19 protein-coding genes are annotated in these 20,616 nt (G+C 60.9%); 8 read left to right on the top strand and 11 right to left on the bottom strand.

Translation table 11 applies throughout. The annotated features are described in order from the left end of the window. Nucleotides 1-145: 145 nt before the first annotated feature. The 6 genes from BW14_RS08750 to BW14_RS08725 form a co-directional block, all read right to left on the bottom strand. On the bottom strand, nt 146-1,852 hold the full coding sequence (locus BW14_RS08750; RefSeq protein WP_140490310.1) for an ABC transporter substrate-binding protein: 1,707 nt from the start codon (nt 1,850-1,852) through the stop codon (nt 146-148). A 259-nt stretch (nt 1,853-2,111) separates the two neighbouring features. Then, a complete protein-coding gene (locus BW14_RS08745; protein ID WP_140490308.1) occupies nt 2,112-3,293 on the bottom strand; it encodes an amidohydrolase in 1,182 nt (393 codons plus the stop codon). A gap of 143 nt (nt 3,294-3,436) precedes the next feature. Beyond that, nucleotides 3,437-3,685, bottom strand: a complete 249-nt coding sequence (locus BW14_RS08740) for a mycoredoxin (RefSeq protein ID WP_044090036.1) — start codon at nt 3,683-3,685, stop codon at nt 3,437-3,439. Nucleotides 3,686-3,736: 51 nt separating this feature from the next. Continuing rightward, a complete protein-coding gene (locus tag BW14_RS08735) occupies nt 3,737-4,399 on the bottom strand; it encodes an amino acid ABC transporter permease (protein ID WP_140490306.1) in 663 nt (220 codons plus the stop codon). A 116-nt stretch (nt 4,400-4,515) separates the two neighbouring features. Further along, nucleotides 4,516-5,349, bottom strand: a complete 834-nt coding sequence (locus BW14_RS08730) for a transporter substrate-binding domain-containing protein (protein ID WP_140490304.1) — start codon at nt 5,347-5,349, stop codon at nt 4,516-4,518. Nucleotides 5,350-5,434: 85 nt separating this feature from the next. Then, nucleotides 5,435-6,193, bottom strand: a complete 759-nt coding sequence (locus BW14_RS08725) for an amino acid ABC transporter ATP-binding protein (RefSeq protein WP_140490302.1) — start codon at nt 6,191-6,193, stop codon at nt 5,435-5,437. A gap of 424 nt (nt 6,194-6,617) precedes the next feature. Between BW14_RS08725 and BW14_RS08720 the strand changes: the two genes are divergently transcribed. The 7 genes from BW14_RS08720 (at nt 6,618) to BW14_RS08690 (ending at nt 13,423) form a co-directional block, all read left to right on the top strand. After that, on the top strand, nt 6,618-7,706 hold the full coding sequence (locus BW14_RS08720) for an Ldh family oxidoreductase (RefSeq protein ID WP_181162361.1): 1,089 nt from the start codon (nt 6,618-6,620) through the stop codon (nt 7,704-7,706). A 70-nt stretch (nt 7,707-7,776) separates the two neighbouring features. Continuing rightward, nucleotides 7,777-8,970: an aminotransferase class I/II-fold pyridoxal phosphate-dependent enzyme gene (locus tag BW14_RS08715; RefSeq protein WP_181162360.1), complete on the top strand. Its 1,194-nt coding sequence runs from the start codon at nt 7,777-7,779 to the stop codon at nt 8,968-8,970. 84 nt (nt 8,971-9,054) lie between these two features. Continuing rightward, nucleotides 9,055-10,080 (top strand): D-2-hydroxyacid dehydrogenase, encoded by a 1,026-nt coding sequence (locus BW14_RS08710; protein ID WP_140490295.1) that lies wholly within the window; start codon nt 9,055-9,057, stop codon nt 10,078-10,080. A 57-nt stretch (nt 10,081-10,137) separates the two neighbouring features. Further along, nucleotides 10,138-10,581: a GNAT family N-acetyltransferase gene (locus BW14_RS08705; protein WP_044090041.1), complete on the top strand. Its 444-nt coding sequence runs from the start codon at nt 10,138-10,140 to the stop codon at nt 10,579-10,581. A 160-nt stretch (nt 10,582-10,741) separates the two neighbouring features. Next, complete coding sequence (locus BW14_RS08700; RefSeq protein WP_181162359.1) at nt 10,742-11,878, top strand: methionine ABC transporter ATP-binding protein; 1,137 nt, start codon at nt 10,742-10,744, stop codon at nt 11,876-11,878. Then, nucleotides 11,875-12,552, top strand: coding sequence for a methionine ABC transporter permease (locus BW14_RS08695; protein ID WP_044090042.1), 678 nt, complete (start codon nt 11,875-11,877; stop codon nt 12,550-12,552). Before BW14_RS08700 ends, BW14_RS08695 begins: the two co-directional genes overlap by 4 nt. Continuing rightward, complete coding sequence (locus tag BW14_RS08690; protein WP_140490293.1) at nt 12,542-13,423, top strand: MetQ/NlpA family ABC transporter substrate-binding protein; 882 nt, start codon at nt 12,542-12,544, stop codon at nt 13,421-13,423. Before BW14_RS08695 ends, BW14_RS08690 begins: the two co-directional genes overlap by 11 nt. A gap of 128 nt (nt 13,424-13,551) precedes the next feature. Here the strand turns inward: BW14_RS08690 and BW14_RS08685 are convergent, their stop codons facing one another. The 4 genes from BW14_RS08685 to BW14_RS08670 all read right to left on the bottom strand — a co-directional run bounded on the left by BW14_RS08685 (nt 13,552) and on the right by BW14_RS08670 (nt 17,666). Beyond that, nucleotides 13,552-14,280, bottom strand: a complete 729-nt coding sequence (locus BW14_RS08685) for a bifunctional 2-polyprenyl-6-hydroxyphenol methylase/3-demethylubiquinol 3-O-methyltransferase UbiG (RefSeq protein ID WP_140490291.1) — start codon at nt 14,278-14,280, stop codon at nt 13,552-13,554. 4 nt (nt 14,281-14,284) lie between these two features. After that, complete coding sequence (locus tag BW14_RS08680; RefSeq protein ID WP_140490289.1) at nt 14,285-15,025, bottom strand: methyltransferase domain-containing protein; 741 nt, start codon at nt 15,023-15,025, stop codon at nt 14,285-14,287. Beyond that, complete coding sequence (metK, locus tag BW14_RS08675; RefSeq protein WP_140490287.1) at nt 15,022-16,215, bottom strand: methionine adenosyltransferase; 1,194 nt, start codon at nt 16,213-16,215, stop codon at nt 15,022-15,024. Before metK ends, BW14_RS08680 begins: the two co-directional genes overlap by 4 nt. Nucleotides 16,216-16,292: 77 nt before the next feature. Next, nucleotides 16,293-17,666 carry a M20/M25/M40 family metallo-hydrolase gene (locus BW14_RS08670; RefSeq protein WP_181162358.1) on the bottom strand — a complete coding sequence of 458 codons (1,374 nt, stop codon included), beginning with the start codon at nt 17,664-17,666 and terminating at the stop codon, nt 16,293-16,295. 436 nt (nt 17,667-18,102) lie between these two features. On the opposite strand from BW14_RS08670, the gene BW14_RS08665 reads away from it, so the two are divergent. Then, nucleotides 18,103-19,425 (top strand): O-acetylhomoserine aminocarboxypropyltransferase/cysteine synthase family protein, encoded by a 1,323-nt coding sequence (locus BW14_RS08665; protein ID WP_140490284.1) that lies wholly within the window; start codon nt 18,103-18,105, stop codon nt 19,423-19,425. A 301-nt stretch (nt 19,426-19,726) separates the two neighbouring features. On the opposite strand, the gene BW14_RS08655 is transcribed toward BW14_RS08665, so the two are convergent. Beyond that, nucleotides 19,727-20,560 (bottom strand): ABC transporter ATP-binding protein, encoded by an 834-nt coding sequence (locus tag BW14_RS08655; protein ID WP_140490282.1) that lies wholly within the window; start codon nt 20,558-20,560, stop codon nt 19,727-19,729. Between the last annotated feature and the right edge of the window lie 56 nt (nt 20,561-20,616).

Below are 20,616 nucleotides of genomic sequence, written 5' to 3'. Positions count from 1 at the left end.
CAATCCGGGTGTTATATGCGGTATGCCGGCCAATATCTTTCGCCAGAAGTTCGTTGACGAATTCACTGCCCTTCAGTCCCGCTTCGCGGGACAGCCCCCCGACAAGGGGAGCCGTCAATAAATCAACGAATTCTGATGCAGGGTACTAGCTCAGCCAGGTGTCGTACAGGGAGATGAAGGACTCGGCGGTGTAGCGCACGCCGTGCACGTTCTTGGCGAGGGCGAGGTCGCCGGTGCGCTCGTAGAACGGAATCTGGAGGTACTGGTCGGCGAGATACTGCTGCAGTTCCTGATAGATCTTGGTGCGTTTCGCGGTGTCGCGTTCGGCGATGCCGGCATCGAACAGTTCGTTGAGTTTGGCACGCTGCTCGTCATCGGCGATGTTCCATCCGCCGCGGTTGCCCTTCTCGCTGCGGATATCAATCAGATTGCCGATGGCCGAAGGGTCGCTTCGCGTGTAGGTCCAGAGCATCGACAGGTCGTAATCGTTGGTCTTCTCCTTGTTCACCGAATCCGCATAGGTGCCGATTTCGATCTGCAGGTCGATGCCGACTTGGCGGAACTGGTCGACCAGAAGATCCTGGCCGGCGTTCTTGTTGTAGTCCAGCCATATCAAGGTCAGCTTCTTGCCGTCCTTGTACCGGTAGCCGTCATCCTTGAGCTTCCAGCCGGCCTTGTCCAGCAGTTTGCCGGCCTGCTCCGGATCGTACTTCACCGCTTCGGGCGTGGCTTGGAAGCTCGGTGTCGTGGCGCCGAGCACGCCTTGCACCAGTGGGTAGTCCTTGCGGAAGATCGTCTGCGCATACGAGGTGCGGTCGATCGCCAGTGACACCGCCTTGCGCACGTTGATGTCCGTCAGCGGACGTCCCTCGGTGCGCGTGTTCGGATAGATGTCGTATGAGGTGCCCGGGAAGGCCCGGGTTTCGATGCGCCCGCCGGCCGCCTTGATCTGGTTTGCGTCGTTCTCGAGGATCGGCACCGCCGACGAGGCGAGGATCAGGTCGGTCTGTCCGCCGACGAAGTTTCCGGTGCGTACGGAAGTTTCGGGAATATATGAGACTTCGATACGGTCGAGGTAGGCGTCGCCCTTCTGCCTCTTTTCGAACGGTGAGGGTGTCGTGTACCCCTTGCGCTTGGTGAACGTGGTCTTGCTGGTGATGTCCCACTGCTCCAGCACGAACGGACCGGTGCCATACAGGTTCTCGCCGTGGCAGCGCTGCTGCGGAGTCTGATCGAGCGAGGCAGGCGCGATGATCGCCAACGTGGTGGTGGCCGTGGCCTGCAGGAACGCGGCATTGAACTTGGAGAAATGGAACTCTACAGTGTCGTCATCCACCTTGTTCACGGATTCGAGGCCTTGGATGTAGTTGCCGCCGGCGGTGCCCCAGCCTTCCTTGACGCCTTGCAGATCGGTTTCGAAGTTCTTCACCACGGCGCCTGCGTTGAATGTCTCCCCGTTGGAGAAGGTCACGTCGTGCTTGAGATTGAACGTATAGGTCTTGCCATCCTCGCTGAGCGTCCAGTCGGTGGCGAGCCACGGCTTGATCTCGCCGGTCTTCGGATCCTGATCGGTCAGGGATTCCGCGAACTGGCGCACCAGCGTACGTGATGCGGTCCATGATGTCTGGAACGGGTCGATGCAGTTAAGGATCTCAGTCGGTTCGGCGATGCGCAAAGTGCCACCCGAGACCGGATCGCCGGCCGTCTCCTCGGCGCCATTCGTCGCCGCGTTTGCGGCGCTACCACAGCCGGAGAAGACCAGCAGTCCTGCGACCGCCAGCGCCACAGCTTTGGTTCGTGCGGCTTTGGATCGGCCAACGCCTGCCCGCCTCGAGATACGATTGTCCCCCATAAGATAATTCCCCCTGATATTGCGATGGTTCAGGCCATCCGGCCCCGGCCCTACGCATCCCCATGCGTCCGCCGTTAGCGACAACCGTACAGTATTCCGGCAGTTCGCACACCCTCGTGCCTATATGCGTTATCTATATGCCGCTCAAAACATGCGAAGTGCCCTTCACCTATATATGGTGAAGGGCACTTCGCATGACCGGCCGCGTGACCGCCATCCTTACGGCAGCAACGGCGCTCGATCCCTCAATCGCCGGCCGTCAGTTGTCGCCGCCCAGCCGTTGCAGCGCACGTTCGGCCACAGTGGCCAGCAGATCGGCGCCGGCTGCGATGGCATCGGTCTTCGCATAGAACGTCGGGCCGTGCATAGGACGGTCGGCGTTGCCGACGCCCAAGTGGATGAACACGCCGGGCGCCTGGGCCTGATAGTAGGAGAAGTCCTCGCCGCCAAGCGTGGGCTTGGATGGTTTGACGGTCAGGCCGAGCTCTGTGGCGGTATCGGTGGCCAATGCCGCCCATTCGGCGTCGTTAATCACCGATGGCGCGCCGAATTCCCATGTGAAATCGCCGGTGACGCCATAAGCCGCCGATATGCCCTGCACCAAGGCCTGCAGGCGGTCATGGATGACCGTGCGGTCCTCTGGATATGACGTGCGCGCCGTTCCTTGCAGGAACGCGGTGTCCGGCACCACGTTCCACGTGTTTCCCGCTTCGACGTTGGTGACGGTGACGACTCTCGGATGAATCGGGTTGACGTCCTGTCCGGCGATGGATTGGATGCCCTCGATCAGCGCGGCGGCCACGCGGATGGGACTGGCTCCGCCGTTGGGCCGTGCCGCATGCGTGCCTTTGCCATGGATGGTGATGCGGAACTTGTCGACCGCACCACTGTCGGGACCGGCGGAGATGAGCACCTCGCCAGGCTCTCCGATGTTCGTGTCATGGGTGCCGAAATACGCCTCCACGTCATCCAGAGCACCGGTGTTGAGCACGGTCACCGCACCGGTAGGGGTTTCCTTGGTGGCTCCCACCTCCTCGGCCGGCTGGAAGATGACCTTGACTTCGCCGGCGAATTCCTCCCGACGCGCGTTGAGCAGCAGCGCCGCCCCCAAGGCGACCGTGAGATTGTAGTCATGGCCGCATCCATGCAGATACCCCTTGTTGAGCGAGGCATACGGCAGACCGGTGTTTTCCACGATCGGCAGCGCGTCGATGTCTCCGCGCACCGCCACCACATGGCCGGTACCCGCTTGCCGCCCCTGTCCTGTGACCTTTGCGACCAGACCGGTCTTCAGGCCGGTATCGAGAATCTCGATGCCGTGATCGGCGAGAATGGCCGCGATGCGCGTGGTGGTTTCGACTTCCCCGTATGAAGGTTCGGGATGTTGGTGGAACCAGCGGTAATAGGTTTCCAGTTCCTGCTGCAATGTGTTGTCGGCCATGGGTACCCTCTATCCAGTCATGACCCTGTGGGTTGATCGATTGCCTGCAACCGCCTGCCTTGGGCATGATGCCCATCTATGCGTTCGGCTCCCCTGTTTCAGGGGAGCCGAAGTGCAGCGGCCGCGATCCGGCGAACGCCGAATCACTTGAGTTCGCCAAGCTCCTCGAGCTTGTGCTTGATGTCCAGAGCGGAAGGCTCCACCTGGAACGCGCCGTCGGAATAGACGACGACGGGAATGTGCTGCTGGCCGCTGATGGCCACGGCACGATCCTTGGCACCCTCCTCGGTTTCGATGTCATGCCAGTTGAACGGCGCTCCGAAATCGTTCAGAGCCTGCTTTGCGCGATGGCAGTCGCCGCACCAGCTTGCCCCATAGACGTCAATGGCCATTTGAGCTTCTCCTTTGTTTCGTAATCGTCGTGAACGGTATCCGATGATATATCAGAAGTGTTCGTTGAGCTTCTTCTCGCAGTAGTTCTGCAACCATGTCAGCACGGTGCAGAACAGCAGGTAGATGAGACCCACCTCAATGTACAGCGCCAGCGGCTCGTAATAGATCGCCACTACGCGCTGGGCGGACATAAACATCTCCACCACAGTGATGTTCGCGGCCAATGAGGTGTCCTTCACCAACGCGATGAACGAATTGAACAATGCCGGGAACGCCGAACGGAACGCCTGCGGCAGGATGATGCGCCGCATGATGGTCACATACGGCATATTGGCGGCCAGACCGGCCTCAAGCTGCCCCTTGGGCACGGCGAGAATCGCGCCGCGCAAGGTCTCGGACGCATACGCACCCACGTTCAGCGAGAATGCAATCACTGCGGACGGCAGTGCGGGAATCGTGATGCCCACGGACGGCAGGCCGAAGAAGATCACGAACAGCTGCACCAGCAACGGCGTGCCTCGGAACACCCAGACATAGACCCATGCGATCTGCGATGCCACCGGCACTTTGGCCACGCGGACCAGCGCCACGAGAATCGCCAGAAGCAATCCGATGGCGAACGATATCAACGTGAGCGGAATGGTCACGGTGATGCCGGGAATCAGCAGCTTGGTGAAGGAATCAACGACTATTCCCCATACTCGTGCGTCCATTGATCATCCTTTGCGTATTGGTCGGGTATCCCGCTTGTCGCCGTTCACCGGGCCGGCTCATGCCGGCGGCCCCCTTCAGAGCGAAGGGAGCCGGAACAGCGGTTGGAAGCGATGCATCACTCCTGGGAGAAGTCCTCGCCGAAGTACTTCTCGGAGATCTTCGTCAGCGTACCGTCCTTCTGCAGCTTGGCGATGGCGTCATCAACGGCCTTGACCAGATCGTCGCTGCCCTTGCGGAACGGCAGCTGTGCGGCCGGCGTCTTCTCGGTCTTGGCGGCGATCTTGATGTTCGCGTCGGGCTTCTGCTTGAGGTAGTCGAGCACGGCGAGACCGTCGTTCAGGGTCACATCGGCGCGACCGGTGGTCAGCGCATCTACGGCCTGGCCGAAGTCGTTGACCTGCACGATGGTGGCGCCCTTCTCCTGGGCGGTCTTGTTCCAGTTGGAGGTGCCGGTCTCCGCGGCCTTGAGGCCCTTGACGTCATCGAACGACTTGACACCCTTCGGGTTGTCCTTGGTGGTCACCACCACACCATAGGAATAGGTGTACGGTTCGGTGAAGTCATACTTGGCCTTGCGCTCGTCGGTGGCGCTGATCTGGTCGGCCACGGTATCGTACTTCTTGGCGTCCACGCCGGCGAGCAGCGAATCGAAGCTGCCTTCGGCAAATTCGGCCTTGACGCCGACTTCCTTGGCGATGGCCTTGGCCACTTCGACGTCGTAGCCGGTCAGCTCGTTGGTCTCGGAATCGTGGTAGCTGAACGGTGCGTAGGTGCCTTCGGTGGCGAAGACGATCTTGCCGGCCTGCTTGACCTGCTCCAGGGCGCTGGCGCTGGTGGAGCCGCTGTCAGCGGAACCGGCGGAAGACGAACCGCAGGCGGCCAGCGAGAACAGCACGGCGACGCCGGACAGCAAGGCCACGGCCTTGCGAATCACATGATTGGTGGACATGACAATTTCCTCTCTTCTTGTCATTGCGGATACATCATTGCGTATACATTGATCGACGTAGTCGGCGTCAATCGGAATCTCGGCCTCACTGCGCTGCCGGAATCACCAGCACATTGTTGGTGGACGACAGGAACTCGGCGGTCCGCTGCTGCTGGGGGTGCTCAAAGATCCGCTTGGGATCCCCCTGCTCGACCACATGTCCATGTTCGATGAACACCACCTTGTCCGAAGCCTCATAGGCGAAGCGCATCTCATGGGTCACCATCAGCATAGTCATGCCGTCACGGCCCAGCTGCTTGATGACCTCAAGCACACCGGAGACCATTTCGGGGTCCAACGCGGATGTCGGCTCGTCGAGCACCAGCAGCTCCGGGTTCAGCGCCACCGCGCGGGCGATGCCCACGCGCTGCTGCTGGCCTCCGGACAGCGTGCTGGGGTGACGATCTGCGAAATCCGCAAGACCCACCCGGTCAAGCTGTTCGGCGGCGATCCTACGTGCTTCCGCCGGCTTGACGCCCTTGGCATAGATCAGCGGCTCGGCGACGTTCTGCAATGCGGTTTTGTTGAGGAACAGGTTGTAGTTCTGGAATACGAACCCGATCCGAGCACGCACCGCACGAATGTCGGACGCTTTGGTGCTGGTCAGATCGACCGGACCATCTCCGAAATCCACGGTGCCGGCATCCGCCCTTTCCAGAAAATCAAGGATCCGCAGCAGTGTAGATTTACCCGAACCGGAGGGACCGATCACCGTCACGACGCTTTTGCGGGGGATGTCAAGATCGAGCCCATCCAGCACGACGGTGCCGTCGAAGCTCTTACGTACTCCCCTGATCTCGATCATCGGTTTCCTCTCATGTTCCTGTGCCGTACTTTCCGTTACGCACGGACTACGATACCTCGGGCGCAATGCCGATACGTCGGCATTGCTATAGGCATTACCTATGAGGTGCTATCCACGCGGATTCCATATGGTATCCGGACCGGAAAACCCATCCCCTCATATTCCGCCCTGCGCCGAAATCACGGGAATGGGATGGGCCGCGCCCGGTGTCGCGTCCGGTACAGCCGTGGTTTGTAACGCGCTATCGGTTTTCCCGATTGCCACGCCACTGTCATACGCCTCGCACCGTGCTAGGTTCATGCACAGTGTCCGCACGTCATTCCCCCGCCCGACCTGTTTTCGGCACAGCGGATCCGGAGGCAACGAGCCGGACGAATGCAGACAGCGGAAACGTCCGAAGAATCAGGGAGGCGACTGACCCATCGTGACCGAATACGTCCAGATCAGCATCGAGACTCTGCGCACCTTCCTTTCGCGGGTCTTCGTGGCGCGCGGCTTCAGTGACGCAGACGCCTCGTTCATCGCCGATACGCTTATCGATGCCGACCGCCGGGGCATCAGTTCGCACGGCGTGCAGCGTCTTGCCATGTACGATCACAAGCTGCGCCATGGCATGATCGACCCGCATGCGCACACCACTGTGGTCAGTGATGTGAAAGCATGCGCCGTATTGGATGGCCACAGCGGCATGGGACAGCTCATCTCGCGCGCTGCGATGGAGCTTGCGATCTCCAAAGCCCAGAGCCATGGCATCGGCATCGTCGCCGTCCGCGACTCCAATCATTTCGGCACCGCCGGTTTCTATGCGCGCATGGCGGCCGATCAGGGCCTGATTGGCCTGGCCAGCACCAACAGCAATCCGCTCACCGTACCGACTCATGCCGGCCTGCCGGCGCTGGGCAGCAATCCCATAGCGTTCGCAGTGGGGCAAGGCGAGGACCAGCTGGTCTATGACGCCGCCACCAGCACAGTGTCCCTTGGCAAGATCGAGGTGCTGGTCAAGCTCGGCCAGCCCATTGAAGGCGATTGGGCCGTAGACGGGCAGGGCCGCATCAACCACGATTCCGCCGACGTGATGGACAATATCAAGGCGACTCCGCGGATCGGCGGTCTGACGCCGCTGGGCGGAGCCGGTGAGACGAATGCCGGTTATAAGGGATACGGCCTGGCACTGATGGTCGAAACATTCACCGGCATCCTTTCCGGCGGGCTGCTGTCCCTCGATATGCGGGGACAGCACATCTGCCATTGTTTCGCCGCCATCAGCTTGGAGGCGTTCGGCGGCGCCCCGCTGGTCGGCAACCGTGTCGCCGAGCTGTCGCACCGACTCCGGTCCATGCCATCGGTGGACGGACACGACGTGCTGGTTCCGGGAGACAAGGAAAACGCGGCTTCCCGAATCAACACCACCACGGTGACGGTCGATGAGGCCACATTCCGGCAACTGGCGAAGATCGGCGAGCGCACCGGCGTCGCGGCACCGCCCGCCATCGCACTCAGCGAACACCGATGAACGCCGATACAACCAATCATCGCAACGAACACACTATCCACCACCCATGAACCCAGCAAGGCAGTCACCAGTGAATCAGCCATCACCGTCGCACCAGTTCAATCCGACAGACGCCGTCATCCCCCAGCTTTCCAATCTCACGACATCGGTCATCCGATCGTTCGATGCCGAAGTATCCGATATTCCGGGAATACTGAAACTCACATTGGGCGAACCGGATTTCGCGACCCCTGATTTCATCAAGGATGCGGCAGCGGCGAGCCTTGCGCGCAATCGTACGCATTACGCGCCGAACGCCGGTACACCCGGCCTACGTCAGGCCATCGCCGACTATCTTGCACGCCGCCGCAACCTGCACTTCGACACTGCTGACATCGTCGTCACCGAAGGCGCCAGCGAGGCGATCAGCAGCGCCTTGACCGCCTTGCTGCACCCTGGCGCGGTACTGGTGTATCCCACGCCGGCGTTCGGCCTGTACGAGAGCATGGCCAGACTCACCGGCACCGAATCGGTGGCGATCGACACCAGCGGCACCGGTTTCATACTCACGCCGGACGCGTTGGAACGCACCCTGGACTCCCTCAAGGGACGCGACACGGTGCTGGTCATCAATTCGCCGAACAATCCCACCGGTGTGACGCTGTCCGCCAGCCAGCTGCAAGCGCTTGCCGAGGTCTTGGAGCGGTATGACGTGACGGTGCTCAGCGACGAAGTGTACGCAGAGGTCAGCTACGAGACCCGCCCGGCACCCTCCATCGCGCAGTTCGCGCCCGACCGCACCGTCGTGGTGGACAGCACGTCGAAAAGCTATGCGATGACCGGCTGGCGACTTGGGTTCTTCGCCGCACCGCACACCTTGTCCGCGCAACTGGCCAAGGTCCACCAGATTCATGTGTCCACGGCGGCCACCTTCACCATGGACGCCGCGCAGGCCGCCTACGAACAAGGCGACACATCAATCGATCTCATGGTCGGGGAATACCGCGAGCGCCGTGATTATCTGGTGCATGCGCTCACCGAGCTCGGATTCTCGATGGCCAGGCCTTCCGGCGCGTTCTACCTGTACGTGCGTATCCCCGAAGACTATGAGGGCACCGGCTATGACTATGCCCGACTATTGGCGAGAGAGGCGAAGGTCGCAGGCATCCCGGGCGAGGCGTTCGCCAGCGGGCCATCACGGTATGTCCGATTCAGCTATGCCGCAGGACTCGATACGCTGCATGAGGCCGTCAGACGCATCAGCGCATTCAGGCAATCGCATTGACCTCGCATGCGCATGCACCCGTCGCATCGTCAATGGCGCATCATTCCGTTCGCACCAACCCAATCCATTAGAAAGGCCACCGCCATGACTTCCATCGCGTTCTATCACTGCATTGACGAGGAGCGTCCGTTCGCCGAGCAGTGGGCCGCCGAACACGACGTCCATGTGGAATGCTTCCCGTTCGAGCTGCATGAGGATACGCTGCACACCGTCGAAGGATTCGACGGCATCTCCTACAAGCAGCGCAGCGCGCCAAGCAACGACCCGGATTTCTACCGCCGCCTGAGCGCCTACGGTATCCGCCAGATCGCGATCCGCTCCGCCGGATACGACACCATCGACCTCAAGACGGCAGCAGAGAACGGCATCCGCGTCACCAACGTGCCGTCCTACTCCCCCAGCGCCGTCGCCGAACTGACGCTCACGCATATCATGCGACTCATCCGCCATGTACCGCAGTTCGACGAACGCGCCACCAACCATGATTTCTCGGTCAAGGGCCTGATCTCACGGGAGATCAGCGAACTGACAGTCGGCATCATCGGCGTCGGCCGCATCGGCTCCACAGTGGCGCGCATCTTCCATGCGCTCGGCGCGCAGGTGCTCGGCAACGACATCGCCCCGAACCATGAGCTGGACGGCATCCTCACCTGGGTGAGCAAGGACGAGCTGCTGGCGCGGGCCGACGTAATCACCATGCACACGTATCTCGACGCGAGCACACGGCATCTCATGGACGCCTCCCGATTCGCGCAAATGAAACCGACCGCGTATTTCGTGAACAATTCGCGCGGCGGCGTGGTCGACACCCCGGCGCTCATCGATGCGCTCGACAATCATGTGATCGCCGGGGCTGCAATCGACGTGCTCGAAGGCGAGGCGACGCTATTCGGCCACACCCTGCCCGCCGACCAACCGACCGGGCACCCGTACTATGATGCTCTCAACGCCATGCCGAACGTCGTCATCACCCCGCATATCGCATTCTTCACCGACGTGGCGGTCAAGAACATGGTCTGCCAATCATTGGACGACGCCCTGGCGATCCTCAATGGCGGCACCAGCCCACACGAAATCGCACCATATGACAATCTGGCTCACACCAGATAGGCAACGCCATATCATTACGGCAACGGCATGCAACACCTTCGACAGAGAGGACACACTATGGCTACTTGGCAGGACGAGCACGTCCACATCCGCCGCATGGCACCCGAGGATTACGAGGAGGCCTATGCGCTCTGGGAGCACACTCCCGGCATGCATCTGCAATCGTTGAACAACACGTATGGCGGCATCGCGCTGCTGCTGTCCAAGAATCCGGATTCCTGTTTCGTGGCCACCGATCCGGAAGGCAAGGTGATCGCCACCGCGCTGGGCGCCACGGACGGCCGCAAAGGCTACCTGTATCACGTGGCGGTCGATGAACAGTGGCGCGGCCACGGCATCGGCACCACGCTGATCAACCGCATCTACGATGTGTTCAAGGCCATCGGCATCGTCAAAATCGGCATCCTGGTGGTGGCCGACAACATCGAAGGACAGGAATTCTGGAAGAAGCAGGGCTGGAACACCCGCCCCGACGTGATCTACTTCGACCACGATCTGTGAAGTTCCGCAGTCCGTATGCGCACCCTCGCCTGTAACCGGCCATAACCAACACCGATAAAGAACAGGCCAAGTCACCTTGTCCCATCGGTTAGGCTCGCATATGTTGCCCGGACATGCCATCCGGAAACAGCGATCAGCCAGACAGAAGGGACATTGCCAGATGGCGGACACCATCATCGAGATCAACAATCTCAGCAAGACCTACAACACGGCAAACGGTCCGTACACGGCGCTCAAGGATGTCAGCCTGACCATCCGGGAAGGCTCCATCTTCGGCATCATCGGACTGAGCGGTGCAGGCAAGTCCACGTTGGTCCGATGCCTCAACGGCCTGGAACCCATCACCGGCGGCCAACTCACCGTATTGGGCAAGGATGTTCCCAAGCTCAAACCGGCTGAGCTGCGCGAACTGCGCAAATCCATCGGCATGGTGTTCCAGCAGTACAACCTCATGCCGTCGCGGACCGTGGAGAACAACGTCGCATTGCCGTTGCGCAAGTCGCGTCTCAGCCGCGAACAGAAAAAGGCCCGTGTCAAGGAGCTGCTGCAGCTCGTCGGACTGGAAAGCCATGCGCGGTCCTATCCGTCGCAGCTGTCCGGCGGCCAGCAGCAGCGCGTGGCCATCGCCCGCGCGCTGGCCAACCATCCGCGAATTCTGTTGCTGGATGAGGCGACAAGCGCACTTGACCCGGACACCACCAAGACGATCCTCGAACTGGTGGAACGTCTGAACCGGCAGCTTCATCTGACCATCATCGTGGTCACGCATCAGATGGATGTGGTCAAGCAGATCTGCACGGATGTCGCCGTCATCGACAAAGGCACGATCGTCGAACAAGGGGACTCGTTCGACGTGTTCTCGGATCCGCAGGCCGACCTGACCCGTCGATTCGTCTCGAATTCGACTGGCCTGAGCCGCATCTACGAGCTCATCGCCAAGCGTTCGCCGCTGCTTGCCGCTGCACCGGGCGAGCGATTGATCCATATGCAGTACGTGGACAAGACCGTCTCGGAAGGACTCGTGTCGATCATTTCGACGCGCTACGGCCTGACCGTCAATATCCTGTTCGCTTCGCTCGACATCGTCGACGGCTACCCACTGGGCAGCATCGTCGCCACATACAAGGGCAGCGACGAGCAGATCGATCAGGCGCTCGAGTTCCTGAAAGGCAAAGGCATCCGCACCACATTGATCGAACCCGGTGACGTGGCGGCAGCAGAAAGCGACGCCGACGAGACTACCGCGGTCGAGGCCACGGCCGCGAACCACGACCATGACAAGGAGGATGCACGATGAGTGTTCTCGAGACTTTGTTCCCGCATGTGATGGAGAACCCCGACGTCTTCGTCGAGTCGCTGATCGAGACGTTGCAGATGTTCTTCATCGCATCACCGTTCTGGTTCGTCTTCGGCATCTTCTTCGGCCTGGTGCTCGCCGTGACGAAGAAGGGCGGTCTGCTGGAGAACCGGCCTGTATTCGAATTCCTCGACAAGCTCGTCAACCTGTGCCGTTCGATTCCGTTCGTCATCATGATCGCGTTGCTGTTCCCGCTGACCCGTCTCATCGCCGGCACGGCCATTGGTGTGGAAGGCGCGATCTTCCCGCTGATCGTGGGCATCACGCCGTTCTTCTCTCGTCAGGTCGAATCCGTGTTCAACGGGCTGAACCCGACGCTCATCGAATCGGCGCAATCCATGGGCTTCGGGCCACTGTCAATCATCTGGCACGTGTACCTGCGCGAGAGCATCGCGGGGCTGGCGCGAGTGACCACGATCACCTGCATCAGCTTCAACTCCGAAATCGCCGTCATCGGCGCCATCGGAGCCGGAGGCCTCGGCGATTACGCGAACCGTTACGGATTCGAGCGCAACCAGCTCGACGTTACGGTCGCGGCGGTCATTGCCCTGCTGATTTTCATCACCATCATCCAAACCATTGGAACCTTAGTTGGGAGGAAGAATGAACATTAAACCATCGACTCGCTCACGCGTGTTCGCCGGCATCCGGACAGGACTCGCCATCGTCTCCGCAATGGGTGTGCTGCTTACGGCAGCTGCATGCGGATCGTCCTCTGCTTCCGGCGTCACCACCGTCAAGGTCGCGTTGACCACATCGACCGATGACCCGCTATGGGACCAGGTCAACAAGAACCTGGAATCCGAGGGATCCAAGGTCAGGGTCAAGACCGTTGCCATGAAAAGCGCCGTGCTCGGCAACCAGGCCCTTGAAGCCGGCGACGTCGATCTGAGCGCGCAGCAGCATTACGCGTTCCTGAACGGTGAGATCAAAGAGAAGGGCTATGACTTCACGGTGATCGGCGAGGCATACATCAGCCCGTTGAACATCTATTCGAACAAGATCAAGAAAGTCTCCGAACTGAAGAAGGGCGACAAGGTCCTCATCCCCAACGATGTGACCAATGGAGGCCGCGCACCGATCGTGCTGCAGGAAGCAGGCGTCATCAAGGTCGACCCTGACAAGAACGACCCGGCCAAGGGCGTCTACCCGGCACAGGAAGACATCACCAGCAATCCGAAGAACATCGAGATCGTGCCCACTGACCGCAACATGATCATGAGCTCGCTAGACGATGCGGCAGCCGGCATCGCCAATGCCAACGCTGTGGTCGATTACGGCAAGAGCCCCGAGAAGGACTCCATCTTCAAGATCGACCCCGACCCCACGAAGGATGTCAACAAGCCGTGGATCAACGTCATCGTGGCCCGCACCAAGGATAAGGACAATCAGGCCTACAAGGACATCATCAAGGCCTATCATCAGGACAATGTCCGCGAGCTCATGGAGAACGAGTCCAAGGGCGCTGAAATCCCGACGTGGTGATGGTCAACAACTGCACAGAAAAGCCTCTCCTTACGGAGAGGCTTTTCTGCGTAGTGTAACTGTATTTTGCAGACTACCCCTCAGTCGGCTTCGCCGACAGCTCCCCTGACAAGGGGAGCCAAAATGGTTCAGCGTTCGGCCACGATGGCCACGTAGTTGCCCTTGGTGTACCCCTCGATCGGATCCTCGACGGTGTCCTTCTGATAGGGAGGATTGGCGAGCACGGTCTGGAAGAACCGGAGATCGTGATATCCGATGCGTTCCAGCAATGCGGCATACCAGCTGATCGGATGCCAATTCGGCTTATAGGCATGCGTATCAAGGTTGAAGAACGTGGTCCCCGCCAGCAGATCGTCAAGATCGTTGCGGTTTATCTCATACTTCTGGGCGAACTGCAGGAGGATGCCGAGCGCGCTCTCCTCCGGTACATCGGTGAGCACCAGGCGCCCCCCTTCGGCGAGCGCCTCACGGTTGCGGGAGAACGTCGCCTCGATCTCGTCGTCCGGGATGAAGCCGAAGCTTGACCCGTTGTAGACGATGGTGTCGTAGGGGGCGCCCGCATAGTCGTATTCCTGGGCGGTGCTCTGCACAACGTTGATCCCTTTGGCCTTCGCCTCTGCACCGAGGCTTGCGGAAGGCTCCACGGCCTCCGCCACTGTGATGCCGTAGCGCTCGCGCAGCAGCGTCTCGAAGATGCCTGATCCGATGCCTATGGACAGGATCTTGCCCGGCTCCTTGGTGGTCAACGCGCGATGCAGCAGACGCAGCCGTGATTCGTAGATGTTCGGGCGGGCCTGCCACGTCTCGTCCAGAATCCGTCCGTTGTCCTGATATCGGTCGATGAATGGTTCTCCCATGGTGTTACCTCCGATCGATGTGATGGTCTGATTCGATGTCTTTACGTGCCACCAAGGCCACGTAGCTGCCTTCCTGGTACCCTTCGACGACCGGTTCGACGGCGTCGTTCTGGTAGATCAGATGTCTGCGCAGGGTCTGCCAGGTGAAGAATCGGGTGAAACCGCCGTCCTCGAGGAACGCACGGTATTCCTCCGTGGTGCGCCAATACTCCTTGTGCGGGGTGTCGGCGCTGTACCAGCTGGACCGCAGCACTTCGTCGATATACGACTCCCCTGTGATGTGGAATGACGCCTGCACCGCAAGTCCCAGCGCGCTGGCGGGCGGCACGTCGAGCAGGGCGAGCACGCCGCCCGGTTTGAGCTGCCGCCAGTGGGCTCGGAACAGGTCGCGCAGGGTGGCTTCGTCGATGAATCCGAAGGCGCTGCCGTTGTAGAAGATCGTGTCAATCGACTCATCGGAGAACGGCACATCCTGGGCGAGCGCCTCGGTGACGTCGAATCCGCGTCCGCGAGCCTCGGCGGCAAGGTTCGCGGACGGTTCTATGATGCGATCGACGACGAGGCCATCGCTTCGCAGGGCGGTCTCGTATGAACCGGTGCCGGCTCCCACCGACACCGTATAGCCGATATCCCGCGTACCGTCGAGCGTGATCGCCGTTCGGAGCAGGCCAAGCTTCGCCGCGAAGATGTTCGGATGATCGCGTTCGAAGTCGTCGAAGTACTCGTGTCTGAACGCATCGGTCATTTGATGTTCCTCTGAAGTTCCTCCACCTTGTCGGTGCGCTCCCACGTAAAGTCGGCGTCATCGCGGCCGAAGTGCCCGTATGCCGCGGTCTTGCGGTAGATAGGACGACGCAGGTCAAGCTCGTCGATGATGGCCAGCTGGCGGAAATCGAAGGTGGCGGCAACCGCGCGCTGGATCTTCTCGCGATCCACGGTCTCGGTGCCGAACGTCTCCACGTCGATGGTGATGGGCTTGGCCACACGGTTGAAGTACCCGAGCTGAACCTGCGCGCGGCGCGCGAGGCCGGCGGCGACGATGTTCTTCGCCGCCCAGCGCGCGGCATAAGCGGCGGAGCGGTCGGGCTTGCGCGGGTCCTTGCCGGAGAACGCTCCGCCACCGTGGCCGGCGATGCCGCCATAGGTGTCGACGATGATCTTGCGCCCGGTCAGACCGGCGTCCGCCTTGGGGCCGCCGTTGATGAACGGCGAACGGTTGATGACCACTTCCGCCTCGGAGGCGTCGACATCCAAAGTGGCGAGCACCGGTTCGAGCACCTCCTTGCGCACCTGCTCCCTCACGTCCTCGACGGCGATCCTGTCGGAGTGCTGGGTGGAGATCAGGATATGGCGGATTGCACGGGGATCGGTGATGTCGTCGTTCGCGTATTCCACGGAGACCAGCGTCTTGCCGTCGGGGCGCAGCAGCGGGATGATGCCGTTCTTGCGTACGTAGGCGAGGCGCTCGGCCAGACGGCTGGCGGCGTAGATCGGCAGCGGCAGCAACGCTTTCGTGTCGTCGGACGCATAGCCGACCATCAGTCCCTGATCGCCGCCGAACGTGTTGTAGGCCTCCTCCTTGCTGATCTGCTTGTCATCGCCGTAGTTGCCCCATGCGCCGCCGTCGTTGCTGTCGAATTCACGGGGCCGGATGTTGTTGATCACGCCTGCGCCTTCGGGGTCGAGACCGCTGGCGGCATCCGTGTAACCGATGTCGGCGATGGCTTTGCGCACGATGGCCACATGGTCCAGCGTGCGGGGCGCGGACACCTCACCCTCCACGACGACGAGGCCGTCTTTGGCGGAGGTCTCCACAGCGACGCGCGAATCAGGATCGAGTGTCAGATAGGCGTCGAGGATGGAATCCGAGATGATGTCGCAGACCTTGTCAGGGTGCCCTTCGGTCACCGATTCGGAGGTGAGCAGTCTGGTCATGGTGTGTTCCCTTCTGTGTTGTGGTTGTCGTAGTTGCGCCTGTATGTGCGCACGGATGATGATTGCGACGGATTTGACTAGAATTCCGCGATGAAACGTTCCAGGGCCTGCTCGCCGAAGCGCAGCGCCTGCACCGGCACGCGCTCGTCGATGCCATGGAATTGGGCGATATAGCTGAATCCCTCGGGCACCTGCAATGGCATGAACCCACACGCCTGAGCCTCGGGGCTGACCTGCTTGACTTCCTTGCTGTCGGTGCCGCCGGACGAGAGGAACGGCAGCACCACGGCATCGGGGTCCAGATCATGCAATACCGCGGTGATGCCGGTGAACAGCTCGGCATCCGGCTCGGTGAGGTACCCGCTGCTGCGGTGGATCGGGGTGACGGTGATGTCCGGTCCGGCGAGTCGTTTCAGGGTGTCGACCAGAAGATCCTCCTGACCGGGCAGCGCGCGGCCATCCACCAGTGCCGTCGCTTTGGCCGGCACGATGTTGACCGTGCTTCCGGCGTCGATGGAGCTGACATTGAACGTATTACGTAACGAAGATGCCACCCACGGCGTGGTCGCCCCGGCCGACTGCACCAACCGCTGGATGTCGGCAGGCACATAGGAGGCGTCTGCCGCATTGGCATCGGCCGTACGACCATTGACCTCACTCAGACCGTCCAACAACGCGCGTGTCACCGGGCTGAGTTCGACGGGCCACTCGTATTCGGCGACGCGCACTGCGGCTTCGGCGACGCGCACCACGGCATTGTCATGGTTGATCTGCGACCCATGGGACTGGGTGCCCTGCGCCTCGAGCCTGAACCATTGCGTGCCTTTTTCACCGACTTGCACATAGTAGACGCGCCTGCCGTTGACATAGTCGGAGAAGCCTCCGGTCTCGCTGATGACATATCCGATGTTTGCGAAGATGTCCGGGCGGTGCTCGGCCACCCAATCCGAACCGATATGCCCGCCGGCCTCCTCGTCGGGAAGCAATACGAATCGCACATTGCGACGGGGCCTGACCCCACGCTTGGCCAGCGCACGGATGGCGGCAAGCGACATCGCCACCATGTCCTTCATATCCACGGCGCCGCGGCCCCAGACGCATTCGACGCCCGCCTCATCGGGGGCGATCAGCCCGGAAAGCGGATCGACCGACCAATCATCGGGATTGGCCGGCACGGTGTCAAGATGCCCATGCACCAGCAGTGTCGGCAGCGTGGCGTCCTCACCCGGGATTTCAGCCACGAGAATCGCCCGCCCTGGGGCGCTTTCGATGATGGTCGACTCGATGCCCGCCTCGCGCAGCCGTTCCGCCGCCCAATCGGCCGCCGGACGCTCGTTGCAGGTGCCGTCACCGTTGTTGCGCGTATCGAAGCGGATCAGGTCCTGAAGAAAACCGATGGCCTCATCTCCGGCTGCGGTTGCGATGACATTCGATTCGTTGATTGCCGTCACGGCATATTCCCTTCCACGAGTCCGCCCGCATGTGCTTCCCCGAGACATGCGAGACGCTGAATTGATTGCATCGTATGGGCTGTTCCGTAGCCGCGTCAAACGACGGATTCCCCGTGTCCTCGGACATGAAGGTATAAGAGAAATATAGAATCGGCTCACATTCGGCATGATTGCAACGCTGACGGCGCAGCTCTCCGCACGCGCTATAAGCAGCGCCCATGCGTGCGCCATAAGCAATGGATATAGGCCAATCACACAGCGATGACGTCCATAATCATTTCATTGATGACATCATAAGTTTTACCGATTGGAGACTCGGAACGGCATACCTTGGAAGCTGCTAGATTGTGTGCCATGGCTTTCCGGCCGGGGATGTCGGGAAGCGTCTACGTACTTGCCGAATTCGTCGGTACGACCATTGCAAAGAAGGGGTTTCATGTCTGATCATCAATTCGCGACATCGCAGGTGCATGCGGGATTCGATCCCGGCTCCAACGCCGATTCCGTGACGCCGGTCATCTATTCGAACGCGGCGTTCTGGTTGGAGAATTCACAGCGCGGCCATGATGTGGCCAACGGTGACATTCCCGGATTCCTGTACTCCCGGGTCTCCAATCCCACGGTGTCGTTCCTGGAGAAGAGGATCGCCGAGCTCGACGGCGCCAAAGAGGCGGTGGCGGTCGCCTCCGGCATGGCTGCGATCACCTATGCGATCCTGAACGCGGCTGAAGGCGGCGGACGCATCATCGCACCCTACGATGTATATGGCGGCACGTTCGACTCGCTGCGTACCTTGCTGCCGCAGTTCGGCGTGCATACGGACTTCGTGGAGGACATCAATGATACCGACCACATCGAATCGCTGATCGGCGATCCGAACGGCACCGGCGACACCGACGTCAAGGCGATCTTCGCTGAATCGGTATCCAACCCCACCACAGTGATCACCGACGTCGAGGCGCTGGCCGAACTGGCACATCGCCATGGCATCCCGCTCATCATCGACAATACGCTGCCGACACCGTATCTCTATCGCCCGCTCGAACATGGCGCTGATATCGTCGTGTATTCCACCACCAAGGCACTGAGCGGCCACGGCAACGCCATCGGCGGTGTGGTGACCTCCGGCGACTCGTTCGATTGGGCGAACGGCCGATATCCGCAATTCACCACGCCTGAGTACATCCTCGGCGAGGCGGCGGGCCGCACTCCGCGCAGCTTCATCGAAGCGGCCGGGCCGCTGGCGTTCATCCGCCGTCTGCGGTTGAAGTACCTGCGTCTGACCGGTGCGGTTTTGGGCCCGTTCGAGGCGTATCTGCAGTTGATCGGCCTGGAGACGCTCAGCGAGCGCGTATCGAAGGAGACGGCGTCCGCCACCGCAGTGGCGAAGTATCTGTCGCAACAGCCGCATGTCACCAAAGTGAATTATTCCGCCCTGCCCTCCAGCGCACAGGCGGATCTGGTCGCCGAGCATTATCCGCTGGGCATCGGATCGGTGCTGTCCTTCGAGCTTGAGGGCGGTGCCGAGCAGACCGCCGCATTCATCAACGGTGTGAGACTGTTCAGCTATCTGGCGAATATCGGCGACGCCCGTTCGCTGATCGTCGATCCGGTGAACACCACGCACCGCGAGTTCACGCAGGAGGCGCGCACCATCAACGGCGTGGACGCCACCACCATCCGCCTGTCGATAGGCCTGGAGAATCCGGACGACATCATCGCCGACCTGGAACAGGCGTTCCAGAAAGTCTATGCCTGATTCCTGTACTTGTTTCGGCTCCCCTCAGGGGAGCTGGCCCCGTAGGGACTGAGGGGTAGTCACCAGCTTTGTTCAGACAGCTGTAACGTATGTTCGACTACCCCTCAGTCGGCTTTGCCGACAGCTCCCCTGACAAGGGGAGCCATAATATGACGAATTGCTGACGCGGCATACCAGGCGATATGGAAAAGGCGACCTGCATGGGTCGCCTTTTCCATATGCTTACGGACTTTGTTCCGATACGGCTTCGGCTCCCCTCCATATCGAATGGAGGGGAGCCGAAGTAAGTGCCGAATGGGAATCAGTCGTTGTGGGCGGCGTGCACGTTGAAATGCAGCTTGGTGAGCAGCTGCTTGCGGTATGCGGTGAAATCGTCGGATACACGGTCGCGCTGGGCCAGCTCAATCGGCACGATCTCCTTGATACGGCCCGGCCGCGGCGTCATGATGACCACACGGTTGCCGAGGTAGATGGCCTCGTCCACATCGTGCGTCACCAGGATCATCGTCATGTGGTACTTCTCCCACAGATCGAGGAGCCGGTCCTGCAGGTCGGCGCGGGTGAACGAGTCCAACGCGCCCATCGGCTCGTCGAGCAGCAGCACTTCGGGATGGTCGATCAGAGCGCGTGCGATGGCCACGCGCTGCGCCATGCCGCCGGAAATCTGGTGCGGATACGATTTCTCGAATCCTTGCAGGCCTACTTTGGCGATGTATTCGGCGACCTCGTCCTTGTGCTCCTTGTACTTGCCCTGAGCCTTGAGTCCGAACGCGATGTTCTCCTCCACGGTCAGCCAAGGGAACAGGCTGCCCTGCTGGAAGACATAGCCACGCTCGGGGTTCGGCCCCTCAATCCGACGGCCCTTGAACGACACTTCGCCACGCTGCGGCTTGTCCAATCCGGAAATCAAACGCAGCAGCGTGGTCTTGCCGCAGCCGGAAGGGCCGATGATGGAGATCAGCTCGCCTTTGCGGATATCGAGATTCACGTCGGACAGCGCTGTCGTGACGCTGCCGTCATCGCCGACGAAATCACGTTCGACATGCGAGATGGAAATCAGCGGCGCAGTGCCGTTCGTCGTATCCGACGGAGCCCCGGGGAGCCCCTGAGTTTCGGTCGCCGTTGCAGCGCTCATTTCACCAGTCCCTTCTGCCAACGCAGCACACGGCCGCGGATGAATTCAACAAGTTT

The sequence above is a fragment of the Bifidobacterium sp. UTBIF-68 genome (assembly GCF_006408855.1).
Lineage (GTDB): Bacteria > Actinomycetota > Actinomycetes > Actinomycetales > Bifidobacteriaceae > Bifidobacterium > Bifidobacterium reuteri.
This window is presented reverse-complemented; position numbering and strand designations above follow the sequence as displayed.

Bases quoted from the DNA above. Each gene is read 5' to 3' on its own strand.
- BW14_RS08730 (WP_140490304.1), bottom strand. From the start codon at position 5,349: ATGTCCACCAATCATGTGATTCGCAAGGCCGTGGCCTTGCTGTCCGGC.
- BW14_RS08705 (WP_044090041.1), top strand. From the start codon at position 10,138: ATGGCTACTTGGCAGGACGAGCACGTCCACATCCGCCGCATGGCACCC.
- BW14_RS08750 (WP_140490310.1), bottom strand. From the start codon at position 1,852: ATGGGGGACAATCGTATCTCGAGGCGGGCAGGCGTTGGCCGATCCAAA.
- BW14_RS08710 (WP_140490295.1), top strand. From the start codon at position 9,055: ATGACTTCCATCGCGTTCTATCACTGCATTGACGAGGAGCGTCCGTTC.
- BW14_RS08735 (WP_140490306.1), bottom strand. From the start codon at position 4,399: ATGGACGCACGAGTATGGGGAATAGTCGTTGATTCCTTCACCAAGCTG.
- BW14_RS08700 (WP_181162359.1), top strand. From the start codon at position 10,742: ATGGCGGACACCATCATCGAGATCAACAATCTCAGCAAGACCTACAAC.
- BW14_RS08680 (WP_140490289.1), bottom strand. From the start codon at position 15,025: ATGACCGATGCGTTCAGACACGAGTACTTCGACGACTTCGAACGCGAT.
- BW14_RS08695 (WP_044090042.1), top strand. From the start codon at position 11,875: ATGAGTGTTCTCGAGACTTTGTTCCCGCATGTGATGGAGAACCCCGAC.
- BW14_RS08685 (WP_140490291.1), bottom strand. From the start codon at position 14,280: ATGGGAGAACCATTCATCGACCGATATCAGGACAACGGACGGATTCTG.
- BW14_RS08725 (WP_140490302.1), bottom strand. From the start codon at position 6,193: ATGATCGAGATCAGGGGAGTACGTAAGAGCTTCGACGGCACCGTCGTG.
- BW14_RS08745 (WP_140490308.1), bottom strand. From the start codon at position 3,293: ATGGCCGACAACACATTGCAGCAGGAACTGGAAACCTATTACCGCTGG.
- BW14_RS08740 (WP_044090036.1), bottom strand. From the start codon at position 3,685: ATGGCCATTGACGTCTATGGGGCAAGCTGGTGCGGCGACTGCCATCGC.
- BW14_RS08665 (WP_140490284.1), top strand. From the start codon at position 18,103: ATGTCTGATCATCAATTCGCGACATCGCAGGTGCATGCGGGATTCGAT.
- metK (WP_140490287.1), bottom strand. From the start codon at position 16,215: ATGACCAGACTGCTCACCTCCGAATCGGTGACCGAAGGGCACCCTGAC.
- BW14_RS08655 (WP_140490282.1), bottom strand. From the start codon at position 20,560: ATGAGCGCTGCAACGGCGACCGAAACTCAGGGGCTCCCCGGGGCTCCG.
- BW14_RS08690 (WP_140490293.1), top strand. From the start codon at position 12,542: ATGAACATTAAACCATCGACTCGCTCACGCGTGTTCGCCGGCATCCGG.